This window comes from Halobellus sp. Atlit-38R (assembly GCF_003665925.1).
Classification (GTDB): Archaea; Halobacteriota; Halobacteria; order Halobacteriales; family Haloferacaceae; genus Haloquadratum; species Haloquadratum inordinatus.
Map to the genome: position 1 here is coordinate 337,130 of NZ_QXIJ01000003.1, position 12,297 is coordinate 349,426.

The 12,297-nt window shown below is 67.4% G+C and carries 15 protein-coding genes; 2 read left to right on the plus strand and 13 right to left on the minus strand.

Annotated elements, in window-relative coordinates:
• The first annotated feature begins 18 nt into the window (after positions 1-18).
• Complete coding sequence (locus tag D3D02_RS06330) at positions 19-1,290, plus strand: DHH family phosphoesterase (RefSeq protein WP_121569125.1); 1,272 nt, start codon at positions 19-21, stop codon at positions 1,288-1,290.
• Positions 1,291-1,397: 107 nt separating this feature from the next.
• On the opposite strand, the gene D3D02_RS06335 is transcribed toward D3D02_RS06330, so the two are convergent.
• The 11 genes from D3D02_RS06335 to D3D02_RS06380 all read right to left on the minus strand — a co-directional run bounded on the left by D3D02_RS06335 (position 1,398) and on the right by D3D02_RS06380 (position 9,533).
• Entirely contained in the window at positions 1,398-1,880 is a 483-nt protein-coding gene (locus D3D02_RS06335; RefSeq protein ID WP_121569126.1) for a DUF5807 family protein, read from the minus strand.
• 77 nt (positions 1,881-1,957) lie between these two features.
• Positions 1,958-2,113, minus strand: coding sequence for a hypothetical protein (locus D3D02_RS20865; RefSeq protein WP_199723024.1), 156 nt, complete (start codon positions 2,111-2,113; stop codon positions 1,958-1,960).
• A 153-nt stretch (positions 2,114-2,266) separates the two neighbouring features.
• The gene (locus D3D02_RS06340) at positions 2,267-2,914 is read right to left on the minus strand and encodes an HAD family hydrolase (RefSeq protein WP_121569127.1); all 648 of its coding nucleotides are present in this window, start codon (positions 2,912-2,914) and stop codon (positions 2,267-2,269) included.
• Between the two features lie 96 nt (positions 2,915-3,010).
• Positions 3,011-3,886: a tRNA pseudouridine(38-40) synthase TruA gene (truA, locus tag D3D02_RS06345; RefSeq protein ID WP_121569209.1), complete on the minus strand. Its 876-nt coding sequence runs from the start codon at positions 3,884-3,886 to the stop codon at positions 3,011-3,013.
• Positions 3,887-3,899: 13 nt separating this feature from the next.
• Positions 3,900-4,436, minus strand: coding sequence for a universal stress protein (locus tag D3D02_RS06350; protein WP_121569128.1), 537 nt, complete (start codon positions 4,434-4,436; stop codon positions 3,900-3,902).
• A gap of 79 nt (positions 4,437-4,515) precedes the next feature.
• Positions 4,516-5,811 (minus strand): histidine--tRNA ligase, encoded by a 1,296-nt coding sequence (gene hisS / locus D3D02_RS06355; protein WP_121569129.1) that lies wholly within the window; start codon positions 5,809-5,811, stop codon positions 4,516-4,518.
• Between the two features lie 76 nt (positions 5,812-5,887).
• Positions 5,888-6,769, minus strand: coding sequence for a DMT family transporter (locus D3D02_RS06360; RefSeq protein ID WP_121569130.1), 882 nt, complete (start codon positions 6,767-6,769; stop codon positions 5,888-5,890).
• Between the two features lie 60 nt (positions 6,770-6,829).
• A complete protein-coding gene (locus D3D02_RS06365; protein ID WP_121569131.1) occupies positions 6,830-7,429 on the minus strand; it encodes an alpha hydrolase in 600 nt (199 codons plus the stop codon).
• 7 nt (positions 7,430-7,436) lie between these two features.
• Positions 7,437-7,799 (minus strand): DNA-binding protein, encoded by a 363-nt coding sequence (locus D3D02_RS06370; RefSeq protein ID WP_121569132.1) that lies wholly within the window; start codon positions 7,797-7,799, stop codon positions 7,437-7,439.
• Between the two features lie 67 nt (positions 7,800-7,866).
• Positions 7,867-8,322: a 30S ribosomal protein S19e gene (locus D3D02_RS06375; protein WP_121569133.1), complete on the minus strand. Its 456-nt coding sequence runs from the start codon at positions 8,320-8,322 to the stop codon at positions 7,867-7,869.
• A 164-nt stretch (positions 8,323-8,486) separates the two neighbouring features.
• Positions 8,487-9,533, minus strand: coding sequence for a lysylphosphatidylglycerol synthase transmembrane domain-containing protein (locus D3D02_RS06380; protein WP_121569134.1), 1,047 nt, complete (start codon positions 9,531-9,533; stop codon positions 8,487-8,489).
• A gap of 141 nt (positions 9,534-9,674) precedes the next feature.
• Here D3D02_RS06380 and thiL point away from each other — a divergent pair, with 141 nt between their 5' ends.
• Positions 9,675-10,547 carry a thiamine-phosphate kinase gene (thiL, locus tag D3D02_RS06385; protein ID WP_121569135.1) on the plus strand — a complete coding sequence of 291 codons (873 nt, stop codon included), beginning with the start codon at positions 9,675-9,677 and terminating at the stop codon, positions 10,545-10,547.
• Between the two features lie 55 nt (positions 10,548-10,602).
• On the opposite strand, the gene D3D02_RS06390 is transcribed toward thiL, so the two are convergent.
• Positions 10,603-11,742 (minus strand): site-2 protease family protein, encoded by a 1,140-nt coding sequence (locus D3D02_RS06390; RefSeq protein WP_121569136.1) that lies wholly within the window; start codon positions 11,740-11,742, stop codon positions 10,603-10,605.
• Between the two features lie 167 nt (positions 11,743-11,909).
• The gene (locus tag D3D02_RS06395) at positions 11,910-12,179 is read right to left on the minus strand and encodes a hypothetical protein (protein ID WP_121569137.1); all 270 of its coding nucleotides are present in this window, start codon (positions 12,177-12,179) and stop codon (positions 11,910-11,912) included.
• Positions 12,180-12,297 lie beyond the last annotated feature (118 nt).

Genomic DNA, 12,297 nt, shown 5'->3' on the forward strand with positions numbered 1-12,297 from the left:
GCACCCCTGGTGTGGGCTATGGACGACGAACTCATCGACAGCGCGAGCCTCTCGCTCCCGCGGAAGTCCCAGCTCCCCGGAACCGGCTTTTTCTACCCCGACTCGCTGGACGAAGACCGGACCGAAGAACGCGTCGCCGAGGCCGTCGACGGGGCCGAAGCCGTCGTGATCGCGGACACCGACGCCGACGGACTGGGCTGTGTCGCCCTGCTTCGCGAGATGTACGACGCGACGCTGGAATGGGCGACGTTCGAGTCCGACGTCGCAGCGCGCGTCGAACGCTGGGAACGCGACGTACCGGCCGCAGAGGAGGACGAAGCGGAGGCCGACGACGAAGCGGACGAACCGCCGCGCTCGACCGTCGCCCTGGTCGGCGCGGGGCCGTACTCGCTGGACGAGGCGCTCGAAAACGTCGCCGAGTACGCGTCCGAGGGGATCGATCTCTACGTCTGTGACCTCTGCCCCGACGAGTACGCGTGGATCGAAGACGAACTCGCCGCCGCGAGCGACCTCGCGGCGTCGGTCGCGTGGTACGACCACCACCAGTGGGACGACGAGACGATGGCTGCGGTCCGCGAGGCGGGCGTCGACCTCGTCGTCGGCGAGTCCGACGAGGAGTGTTCGACCGACGTGACGCTGCGCTCGCTCGACTACGACTTCGACGAGCAGTGGGTCGAACTCGCGGCGGTCACGCGCGATCACGACCTCTGGCAGAAGGAGGATCCCCGCAGCGACGACCTCGCGGACTACGCCTACTGGGTCAGTCCCGAGGAGTACGTCACCGTCGTCGGGACGTTCGGCGTCGACCTCCCCGAGGTCGTCGAGCAGTACATCGAACTGCGCCGCGTCGAGAAGCAGGAACTGATCGAGGCCGCCGTCTCCAGAGCCGAGATGAAACAGATCGGCCCCTGGACGGTCGGCGTCACCTACGGTCGCTGCTCGCAGAACGAGGTCGCCGAGGCGCTCCGCGAACAGGGCTCCGACGCCGCCGTGATCGTCAAGCCCGCCGGCAGCGCGAGCATCCGCGGTTCGGAGGGCTTCGAGTTGGCGCACGAAGTCGCCGGCAAAGTGAACGGCGGAGGACACCCGCGCGCCGCCGGCTGCAAGCCCGACATCTACGACGATATGCTCGATTACGCGCACCACTGGACGACGCAGGGAGCGACCACGAAGCGCGTCATCCTCCGGGCGTTCGAGCGCGTCGCCGACGAGGTCGCAGCGGAGAGTGAGGCAGACACGGCAGACGACGGGAGCGACGCCGACGAGGACGAAACCGACGAGAGCGAGTAACCGAGGCGCGATTTGCGGAGTCGGGATTACGGGGCCACAATTCACGGATTTGCGAGTACGGAACTGCGGAAAAACCGGAGTTTCGGAACCGACAGTCCGAGCGCGCGCTACTCGACGTCTTCGACCGGCTCGGCGCCACCGGGCTGGACGCCCGTCTCGGTCTCTTCGCCGACGACCCACTTATCGGAGTAACTCTCGCCGCACGCGCAGTGCGCGTAGGCGTGGACGACGTCGCCGTGAGCGTAGAGGCCGCCCACGTCCTCGTTTTGCGCCTCCGAGAAGGCGAAGATGAACTCGACCGCGTGGTCCTCGTCGTCGCCGTCGGCGGCCGGACACTCGCCGCCGTCGAGGGTTCGGGAGATGTGCCCGCGCTGGTCCATCGCGCCGCGAGCGAACTCCATCGCGTCCATTCCGGTTCCGGCGGCGAACGCGCGCCGGCCGTCGTCGCCGGGGACGACGAGCACGTAGCCCGAATCGACCGTCTCGCCCATCTTCGGAAGCTTTCCTTGGCTGTCGAGGTACTCGTCGGTGAGAAACAGCGCGACGTCCTCGTGGCGCTCACCGGCGAGGAAGTCTTCGAGTTGGCTCATAGCGTCGAAAGGCCGTCGAACGATAAAAGCCGCGTGAAATCCGGTGCCGCGATCGCGGCGTCGTCCCCACGGTCCTCTCAGTGTCTCGTCGCCCGCGCTTCGCGGACGTCGGCTCCGTCGCGGACTTTGTCTTCGCAGTTCGGACAGACGCGTGGGTGCTCCATTCCGTTCGGCGCGAATACCCGGACGTACTCCGCGGTGACGAACGAGCCGCAGTTCTCGCAATTCGGCATCGATCGGAGGTTTGTATTGAATCAAAATAATATTTAGGGACTAACATATTATACCTGGAAATTTTCGGCCAGCCACTTCGACACGACGGGCCACCCAGCGCAGATCGGGACCGTCGGCGTATCGGAGAGGGCGAAGAGTTCCGTCCGACAGTATCAACAGAGGGCGGCGATAGCATCGAGCGATTCGACTTCGTAGGTGGGGTCGGCGACGAGTTCGTACTCCGTGCGGTGCGGGCGGCGGACGAACGCCGAATCGACGCCCGCGCGGTTCGCAGCCACGATGTCGACGTTGCTGTCGCCGACGTAGAGGACACTCTCACCGCCGATTTCCTCGATCGCCGATTCGAGGTAGTGCGCCGAGGGCTTCCGGCGGCGGAACCCTTCGACAGACGGCTCGCGTCCCGTCGCGAGCGTGAACAGTTCGTGGAGTTGCCAGTAGTCGACGATGGTCTCGATCGTTTCGTGTTGGTTGTTGCTGACGACGCCGAGCGTCCGGTCGACGTCGTAGAGGGCGTCGACGTCCGCGTACAGCGTCTTTTCGCCCCGCTCGATAGCCGCTCGCTGGGCGGCCGCGGCGTTGGCTTCGTGCCGCGGCCAGAACGTCTCGTGATCGAGGTCGAAGAGCGAACACACCGCGCGGATACGCGAGAGGCCGCCGTGGATGACGGCGTCGACGGCCTCCGTCGTGGGGTCGACGTCGAACTCGGCGAACGCCGCTCGGACTGCTGCCCGGTGCACGGCTGTCGGGGTCGGACGGGTCAGCACGCCGTCGTTGTCGAAGAGGACCGCGTCGTACGCCATACGTACCGTCCGAACCGGAGTCTTCAAACAGTTGCTATGAGTGCTCATTTCGACTCCCGAGCGCTATCGAGACGGCAAGAGTGGCAGAGCTATCAGCTATCTCGGGCCGTCGCGGCCACCGTCGAGGCTGCCGTCGGTGCGCCCGGCGACCCTGTTGCCGCTCCTGCCGTCGATGCTGTCGGCGATGCGACCGGCGACGCGGGCGCGAGCGAGACCGTCACGTCGGCGCGCCGCGAACACGTCGGCTGCGCTCGCCGCGGCCTGCGGGTCGCGTTCGAAGTCGAGCGCGGGGTAGTCGACGGCCGCGAGCAGCAGCGGTTCGGGGGGCGCCGACGGGACTCCCTCGGGACCGTCGAGCGGGTCGGGGCCGAGGAGTCGTCGCACGTCCTCGAGGCTCCGAGTCCCTGCGGCGACGCTCCGGACGACCGACGCCAGCCGGCGGACGAGTTCGCGCGGGAAGCCGCCGGCGCCGACGCGAAGCACCAGGAACTCGCCGTCGCGTTCGACGTGGATAGAGACGTCGCGGACGGTCCCCCGATCGTCGAGCGTGAGATTGTGGAAGTCGTGCTCGCCGTCGAGTTCCGCCGCAGCAGCCGTCGCGCGTTCGTCGTCGAGGTCGGGGGCGTAGAGGTCGTAGACGTACTCGCGGCGGGCGGCGTCGTGCGTCGCGTGAAAGTCCGCGGATGCGTCCGCCGCCGCCCACGCTCGGACGCCGGCCGGTAGCGCGCTATTCAGCGCTCGCGGCGTACACCACGCGGGACACTCGAACGCGACGGTCTGCGCCAGCGCCGAAACACCGGCGTCCGTGCGGCCGGCCGCCGCGTAGTTTGTCGGCTTGTCCTGCGCGGTTCGATCGAAGACGTCCAGAGAGTCGAGCGCGTCGAAGATGGCGTCCTCCACCGTCGGGACCGAGGGCTGTCGCTGGAACCCGTGGAACGGACGACCGTCGTAGGCGACTCGGAACGCACGCACGCGCTCCCCGCGCTCACTCATCTGCGGTGTCGAACTCGTTCGCCGCGTCGGCATCGTCCGCGGGAGTTTCGACGTCGTGATCGGCGGCATCGCGGTCGGCGGCATCGGGGGCGTGATAGCTGCTATCGTCGCCGCGAAGCACTAAGACGGGGATCGTCGCGAGTCTGAGCACGCGCTCGGTCGTACTCCCGAGGAGGTAGCGTTGGAGGCCGTGACGGCCGTGGCTTCCCATCACGACGAGGTCCGCGTCGACGGCGTCGATCTGGTCGAGGATCGCCTGGTACGGCGAATCGCGGCGGACAGCGGTCTCGACGTCGACGCCGGCCTCGCGGGCACGGTCGGCGACGGCTGCAGCGTGGCGTTCGGCCTCCGCTTCGTATCCGTCGAGCAACGCCTCGGTGTCGAGTCCGGCAGCCGAGAGGCGCGGGACGTCGACGACCGAGAGGACGGAGAGCGTCGCCTCGGTGTCCCGTGCCATCGTGATCGCACGGTCGGCCGCCGCGTCGCTCGGTGCACTCCCGTCGACGGGGACGAGGATCGTGTCGTACATACCACATAGACGCGCCAGGAGAGATAAAATTCCACCGCGTGAGCGGATCGCGTAGTCGAGAAAAAACGCGAAGTGGGTATCAGACGAGGTCGTCGTAGGTCGGCGACGCGCGGTCGCCGGGGAAAGAGTCGACTGGAGCGGTCGTCTGCTCGCCGGAGCCCATATCTTTCACCGTCACCTCGCCGTTCGCGAGGTCCTGTTCGCCGACGATGACGACGGTCTCGGCGTTGATGCCGTCGGCGTAGCCCATCTGCGCGCCGAAGCTCCGATCCGAGACGTCGACTTCGACGACGTTGCCCGCCGCGCGGAGGTCGCGGGCGATCCGCGAGGCCACCTCGCGGGTGTCGCCGACGGTCAGGACGTAGTAGTCGGTCGCGAGCGCCTCGTCGGGCCAGACGCCGGCGCGCTGACAGAGCAGCGAGAGCGGGGCGAGCCCGGGCGCGACGCCGACCGCCGGGGTGGGCTGGCCGCCGAAGCTCTCGATGAGGTCGTCGTAGCGGCCGCCGCCGAAGACGGATCGGGAAATCTCGCCCGTCGAGTCGAAGCACTCGAAGACGACGCCCGTGTAGTAATCGAGGCCGCGGGCCGTCGTCAGCGACACCTCACAGAACTCCCGCGCGCCGAAGTCCTCGGCGGCCGCGAGGACGTTCCGGAGGTTCTCGACGGCGGCTTCGACGTCGTCGCCGCCGAACGCCGCGATCTCGTCGAGGTCGCCCGTCGCGACCAGGTCGTCGAACTCCTCGGCCTGTTCGTAGGAGAGGCCGGCGTCCGAGAGCAGCCCGAGGTATTCGGTCTCCTCGACTTTCGCGCGCTTGTCGACCGCGCGGATCGCAGCGCGGGTGTCGACGTCGGCGTCGAACGTCTCGAGGAGGCCGCCGAGGATGTCGCGGTGGGAGACGCGGAACTCGAAGTCCTCGCCGGTCAGGCCGAGGTCGGCGAGCGCGTCGGCGGCGAACGCTAAGACCTCCGCGTCAGCTTCGGGGGCCGAAGAGCCGAAGATGTCGACGTTCGTCTGGTAGAACTCTCTGAACCGCCCCTGCTGGACCTGCTCGAAGCGCCAGAACGGCCGCGTCGAGTACCACTTGATCGGCTTCGAGAGTTCCTGTTGCTTGGCGACGACCATCCGCGCGACCGTCGGCGTCAGCTCCGGCGTCAGCGACACCTCGCGGCCGCCTTTGTCCTCGAAGGCGTACAGTTCTTCGACGATCTCCTCGCCGCTCTTGTCGACGTACATCTGCGTGCGTTCGAGCGCGGGCGTCGAGATCTCGCGGAAACCGTACCGGGCGGCGGCGTCCTCGAGCGTGTCGACGACCTGCCGCCGGGCGGCCATCTCCTCGGGGTAGAAGTCCCGAAAGCCCTTGAGTCGGTCGTACATACCGCGGGTTTCGACGGTGTCGCGCTTGAAACTGTTGAAGGCGCGCAGGGAGGCGCCGCCGACCTATGCCGTCACATCAGGCCGCGATGAGGCCGACGCCGACCACGGCGAGCGCGGCCGCGACGAGTCGGGTCCGGAAGGCGTCCTCCCGGAGGAGAACACCGCCGAGAAGCACCGCGACGACCGCCTGTGTGTTGATGATCGGTGAGGCGATCGACGCCGGCACGGTCGAGAGCGCCAGCGACGTGATGTGCTCGCCGAGCGCGACGCCGCCGCCCGCGAGCAGGAACTTCGGCAGCGCATCGCGGATTGGGACCCACTCGCGCACCGCAAGCGGGAGCACAGCCACGAGGACGCCCCCGAGCACCGTCGGGACCCACAGTTCCAGCGGCAGGGCGAGTTCCTGGAGTGCCACCCGCTTGCCGACGTCGCTGAGGGCGAAACAGGCTGCACTCAGGAGTCCGAACTGGGCCGCCCGCGAGGAGGCCGCTTTCCGAACCGGATCCAAGAGCGAGCCGGTGCGGTAGTTCGCCACGTACACCGCAAGCGTCGCGACGACGACGCCCGTGACTTGCAGCGGTGTGAGCCGCTGCTGGAGAAAGAGCACCTCGATCGGCAGGACGAACACGGGGACGATCTTGCTGATCGGTGCGACGTAGGAGACCTCACCCGCCTCAAGCGCCCGCAGGAAGATCAGAAAGGCCGCCGCGGTCGCGAGGATCGTCCCGAGAACGATCGCTCCCTCGTGCAAACCGAACGACGCGAGCGAGGGCACAGTAGCAGGGTCGGTGCGGCGAACCGTGAGCGGGAGATACCACGCGAGGGCCGCGGCGTTGATACCGACCGTCAGGACCGTGCCGGGATACTCCTCGAAGTACTGCTTGAGGGCGAAGATGTACGTCCCCCAGACGAGGGCCGCAGCCAGGGAGTAGCCGATGCCGGGAGAGAGCGAGAACACGTCTCGACGTGGCCGTCATCGGGAGAAATGTGTTCGGATTCCGACCGGGAGCGTTCCGGGCTACCCGTCTTCACGGAGTCCGCGAACGTACGACTGGGTGTGCTCGGGGAAGACCGAGTCGACGGCCGAGTGGCCGTGCTCGGCGGCGATCAGCGCTCGAAGTTCGGCTTCGTAATCGCCCTTCGGGATCGTTTCTGACGGGCCCGTCTCGACGGCCAGCGTCTCGTCGACGACGCGATCGATAGCGCGCCGTCCCAGCCCGGAGAGCGGCGAGAGGTAGTCGATCCCGTGCCGGTCTTCGAGGCTCTGTGCCTGCGCCCGCGAGATCGTCGGCACGCGGTCGTCGCGACGTGTCCCGTCGGCGACGGCGTCGACGTCGAGTTCGGCGACCCGTTCGAGGGCGTGCTCGTGCACCTGCTGGATGCCGTGCCGCGGATAGCCGTCCTCGAGCATCTGCGCCGTCGCTTCCTCGGCGACTGCACGGTCTAGGTCGACCACCTCGAAGGGATAGCCGAGCCGGTCGGCAGCGGCTTCGGCGTGTTCCCAGTCGTCGGAGATGCCGAAGCAGCCGGTGACGAGCGTCACGTCGTAAAAGGAATCGAGAAACAGTGCAGCGAGCGTGGAGTCTTTCCCGCCGCTGTAGAGGAGCGCGAGGTCCACGAGTCCGCTACCGCCGGCGGATGTCGAAGCTCTTCGATTCGGGCTGGAGTTCCCGGAGCAGGTCTCGCATCTGGTCCTCGTCGATGCGATCCTGAATGCGGCCGCTCTGTGCGAGCGCGACGATCTGTTTCTTCACCGACTCGGCGAAGTCGGGTTTCGACATCTCGACGGCGTTCAGCCGCTGCCGCGCCCCGTCGGTGAGGTACTGCTTCAGCATCGCCTCCTGCTGGGCCTCGGCCCGTTCGCGTGCGGCGTCCTGTGCGGCCTCGTTGGCCTGCCCGCCCTGCTGACCCTCAGCCTGGTCGCGGAGCTCCTGCATCTTCTTTTCGCGCAGTTCCTCCAGTCGGTCGTCGTCGGGGTTTCCACTCATCGCCTTACGATTCCGTCGCAGCGCTAAAAACGGTTACGTCGTTCGGCCTCGACGGTCGTGAGCGAAATTACGCGTAGCGTTCGAGTTCCGGGCGGTCGAGTTCTTCGAGCACGTCCGAGGCGGCGTTGTCGAGGAAGCTCTGACCCTCGCTGGTGATGCGGCGACCCTGGCCCTTCGCGGTCTCGACGAGGTCCTCGTCTTCGAGCTGCTGGAGGATCTTCCGGATGATCTTCTTGCTGCCGTTGCCGGAGCTGTTACCGGAGACGCGGTAACGGTTCGAGCCGCGCTTGCGGCCGCCGTACTCCGTCGCGAGGCGGTCGACGCCGATCGGACCCTCTTTGGCGACCTTGCGGAGGAGCGACGCGGCGCGGACGTACCAGAAGTCGTCCTGCTGGGGCGGGAGCTCGCGGGTCTGGCCGGTCTTGGCGTACTCGATCCAGTCGGGCTCCTCGATTCGATCCGAGAGGCGGTCGGCGACGTCCTCGATGAGGGCGTCGGCCGGAACGTCGTAGACACTTACCATAAGGGTCAATTCCCGACGGCGTCGTTTAAAGCCATCGTATCGGGGCTACAGCCCGTGAGACGGAACCTCACTGCTGTGAGCCCGCAGACTGTCGGACACGAGTCCGTGGAATCGTTCGTCGTTCCGGGTCGCAGAATATCTCGAAACGGTGGCGTCCGACAGTATCAGCTATCGGCCCCGATGCCGATTCCACTCCCGATCCAGGCCACGACGACGCCGCCGAGCACGGTCGGGATCCAGTAGACGGCCCCGCGGAAGATGACGACGGCCGCGACCGCGATCGGTTCGGTCACCTGCGGAAGCGGCGCGGCGAGCAGCAGCACCACGAGCACGGTCTCGATGCCGCCAGCACCGCCGGGTAGCGGCGTGACGCCCGCGATCGCCGCGATCGGGACGACGATGAGCGCGATCGAGAGGCGGACGTCGACGCCGATCGCGCCGAACGCCAGCCAGAGCGCGACCATCTGACAGAGCCAGCCAGTCGCCGATGCACCGAGCGCCAGCGCGAGTCCGCGAGGGTTGGAGGCGACGCGCTCGATCGCCCGGAAGAAGCCGTTGATGCGGCGTTCGATCCCCTCGGGCGTCGGCACGGGAACGCGCGGGATCCAGTCCGCGATCGACCGGATGACCGGCGTCAGCGCGTCGACGACGCGGGATTCGAGGCGGTAGCGACGCTTCCAGCCGACGTAGACGAGCGTGGGGACCGCCAGCGCGAGCACGACGACCGCCGCGAACGCCAGTATGAGGTTCTCGTTGGCTCCGAGCGCGACCTCCGTGGCGAAGTAGCCCGCCCCGACGAGCGCGATGGTGATCGATGGGACGAAGTTGAGCGTGTCGACGCTGGCGATGGCGGCGAGGCTCCGTTCGTACTCCGCGTCGGCCGCCTGCGAGATGAGATACGCCGTCACGGGTTCGCCGCCGGCCTGGCCGAACGGCGTGACGTTGTTAGAGAAGGTCGCGCCCGCGAAGACGAGAAACGACGTGAAGTACGACAGGTCGACGCCGAGGACGTCGAGGACGGTGTTCAGCGCGAGGCTCCAGGCACCGAGCCACGCGAAGATGGCGAGAACGACCAGCGCGACGTAGCCGAGATCGGCCATCCCCAGCGTGTCGAGCAGGTCGTCGACGCCGGCGAAGTAAAACAGGAGTGCGAAAACGCCCACGGTCGCGAGGAAGCCGAGAATCGTGGCTCGAACGTTCTCGCGGGCCATACGTTGCTCGTCGGCGCTTCCGGGCATCAAGCCATCGAAACACCCGACGGTGTGGGAGTCGTTCACGGACGTGGATGCCGGGGACACTCGCCACCGACGGCGTGACGTCGGGTTTTTGCCCACCCGGGGCGGACGCCCCCTATGGACGAACGTTCGGCGCTCCGGCGGCTCGCGGCTTCGCTCCCGGCCGCTGGCGACGACGCCGCCGTCGTCGACGGGCTCGTCGTGACGACGGATATGCTCCACGAGTCGACGGACTTCCCGGCCGGGACGACCCGCTACACGGCGGGCTGGCGCGCGATCGGCGCGTCGCTCTCGGACGTGGCCGCGATGGGCGCGTCCGCGACCGCCGCGGTCGCCGCCTACGCCGCGCCGACGCTCGACGAGGCGGAACTCGACGCGTTTCTCGACGGTGCGGTGGACGTCTGTGAGGCCGTCGGCGCCGAGTACGTCGGCGGCGACCTCGACACCACGAGCGAGTTTACGGTCGCGACGACGGCGCTCGGCGAGACGGACGCTCCGGTACTGCGCTCCGGTGCGGCTCCCGGCGAGGTCGTCTGTGTGACTGGCGCGCTCGGACGGACCGCTGCTGCCCTCCGGGCGTTCGCCGCCGGCGACACTGAACGCGGGAACGAGCTGTTTCAGTTCACACCCCGCGTCGCGGCCGGCGTCGCACTCGCTCCCCACGTGACGGCGATGATGGACTCCTCGGACGGCCTCGCCCGCTCGCTGCACCAACTCGCGGAGGCCTCGGGAGTCGGATTCGAGGTCTCCTCCGAGGAGGTCCCCGTCCACGACGCGGTCGAGGCGTACGCCGCGGACGCGGCCGATAGATGGGAGATGACGACGACCGTGGGCGAGGATTTCGAGCTCGTCTGTACCTTGCCGGCCGAAGCCGTCGACGCTGCGAAGGCAGGGTCGCCCGTACCCCTCACGGTCGTCGGCGACGTCACCGAGAACGGGGTCCTCGTCGACGGCGAACTGCTGGCCGACGAGGGCTACACCCACGGGTGAACGGGCCGGACCTGCGACGTACCTGCGGTTCTCGCTCGATCAGATCACGCTGAAATCAGACTGCCATCACTTCGATCGGCACGAGGAGGAAACAGAGCGCGCCGAGCGCGAAGGTGGCGATCCCGACGAGCACCCGCGGCGTGTCGAGCGGCGAGTCGTCGATCGGATCCGCCGGTCCTTTGAACGCGATCACGGCCGAGAGCAGTCCCCAGAACGCCCACAGCCCGACCGATTCGTTCAGCGCGTAGCCGAGTCCGTAGTGGAGGTACGCCGCGAGTCCGAACAGGCCGGCAGGAACGAGCGCTGCGACGCGCTCTTGGGACTCACCGAGCATCGCGCGCAGGACGTGCCCCCCGTCGAGTTGCCCGACCGGAAGCAGATTCAGGACGGTGAAGAACATCCCGACCCAGCCGCCGATGATTACGGGGTTGACCGCGACTGTCGGGTCGGCGTACTCGGTCGGTTCGCCGAGGAGCCCCGCGAGGAGGTTCAAAAGCGGCGGATTGTTGAACACGATGACCTGCCCGCTCCCCTGGAGCGCCCACGGCGGCACCTCGATCGGCGGGAGTGTGAGACCGACCGCGGTGACGACGATCGTCGCTGCCAGGCCGGCTAGCGGCCCCGCGACGCCGATGTCGAACAGCGTCTTCCGGTCCGGCATCTGCCCGCGCATTCGGATGACTGCGCCGAGCGTCCCGAAGGGGAAAATGAAGGGAATCACGTACGGGAGCGACACGTCGACGCCGTGGTACCGTCCCAGGGCGTAGTGGCCCAGTTCGTGGGTCGCGAGCACTCCGAGGACGGCCGCCGTGAAGGGCCACGCACGGAGCACGAGGAGCGGGTTCGCGAGGACGTCCGAGAGCGGGATGTAGTACCACGTCAGCGCGCCCACCAGAAGCGTCGAAACGACTGTCGCGAGGAAGAGCCCGAGGTTCTTCCACGGGACGCCGTCGATCCCGTTCGTCACGGGACGTGCGACGACGACGTCCTCGCGATTGTTCCGCGTCGTCGACACCTGTACCTCGTAGCCTGCCTCGCGGAACGGTTCCCACACCTCACGGACCAGCATCCGCTCGGGGACCAACGACTGGCCGTAAAAGAGCACGCGGTCCCCGTCGCGTCGGGTCTCGTGGAGATGAAACACCGACTGGAGGTCGTCGACCGGCGGCTCCGCCGCCGAATCGGGGGAATCCATCACGACGTGATATGGCGTACAGTCGGATAAACTCCCCGACGGAGGGGAGCGTCGGGACTGCTCGGTGATCGACGAATGGGGGAGAATAGGGGACGTTTGTCGGGCGGTCTACAGCGTGGCACCACGGAACCTGCGGTCGGACGGGCTCGTGGGAGCGCGATCCGAGGTTACGCCGCGTCCTGTGCGGGTTCGATACGCCACGTGGTCGCGCTCGTGTACGACCACTTTTCGACGGTGAGCTCCGAGGCGGAGTCTTTGAGTTTCACCATCAGCGCGCCGATCTCCTTGGGAGAGAGACCGACTTCGTCGGCGATGAACTTCGATTTGAAGTACATCTCCCCGTCCTGCGCCTTGTCCAGCAGGAAGGACTTCAGGCGCTCTTCTTTGGACAGGTCTTCGCCGGTGGCGTCAGTGGAGGGTGTCGCGGTTGCGCTCATTGAGTGTCACCTCACTCACCCCTTGCCGTCGGGGGAGTATATAAAGCGAGGAACGTTGGTGGGAATTCGGCTCGATTCACCGGTAAATCGTCGTCAGACGGTTGTTTCAGAATGTATT

What these genes read in the sequence shown, in the direction of transcription:
- hisS (WP_121569129.1), bottom strand. Translation starts at nt 5,811, where the DNA reads ATGTACGACCGACTCAAGGGCTTTCGGGACTTCTACCCCGAGGAGATG.
- D3D02_RS06380 (WP_121569134.1), bottom strand. Translation starts at nt 9,533, where the DNA reads ATGGCCCGCGAGAACGTTCGAGCCACGATTCTCGGCTTCCTCGCGACC.
- D3D02_RS06350 (WP_121569128.1), bottom strand. Translation starts at nt 4,436, where the DNA reads ATGTACGACACGATCCTCGTCCCCGTCGACGGGAGTGCACCGAGCGAC.
- D3D02_RS06390 (WP_121569136.1), bottom strand. Translation starts at nt 11,742, where the DNA reads ATGGATTCCCCCGATTCGGCGGCGGAGCCGCCGGTCGACGACCTCCAG.
- thiL (WP_121569135.1), top strand. Translation starts at nt 9,675, where the DNA reads ATGGACGAACGTTCGGCGCTCCGGCGGCTCGCGGCTTCGCTCCCGGCC.
- D3D02_RS20865 (WP_199723024.1), bottom strand. Translation starts at nt 2,113, where the DNA reads ATGCCGAATTGCGAGAACTGCGGCTCGTTCGTCACCGCGGAGTACGTC.
- D3D02_RS06335 (WP_121569126.1), bottom strand. Translation starts at nt 1,880, where the DNA reads ATGAGCCAACTCGAAGACTTCCTCGCCGGTGAGCGCCACGAGGACGTC.
- D3D02_RS06330 (WP_121569125.1), top strand. Translation starts at nt 19, where the DNA reads ATGGACGACGAACTCATCGACAGCGCGAGCCTCTCGCTCCCGCGGAAG.
- D3D02_RS06340 (WP_121569127.1), bottom strand. Translation starts at nt 2,914, where the DNA reads ATGGCGTACGACGCGGTCCTCTTCGACAACGACGGCGTGCTGACCCGT.
- D3D02_RS06370 (WP_121569132.1), bottom strand. Translation starts at nt 7,799, where the DNA reads ATGAGTGGAAACCCCGACGACGACCGACTGGAGGAACTGCGCGAAAAG.
- D3D02_RS06395 (WP_121569137.1), bottom strand. Translation starts at nt 12,179, where the DNA reads ATGAGCGCAACCGCGACACCCTCCACTGACGCCACCGGCGAAGACCTG.
- D3D02_RS06375 (WP_121569133.1), bottom strand. Translation starts at nt 8,322, where the DNA reads ATGGTAAGTGTCTACGACGTTCCGGCCGACGCCCTCATCGAGGACGTC.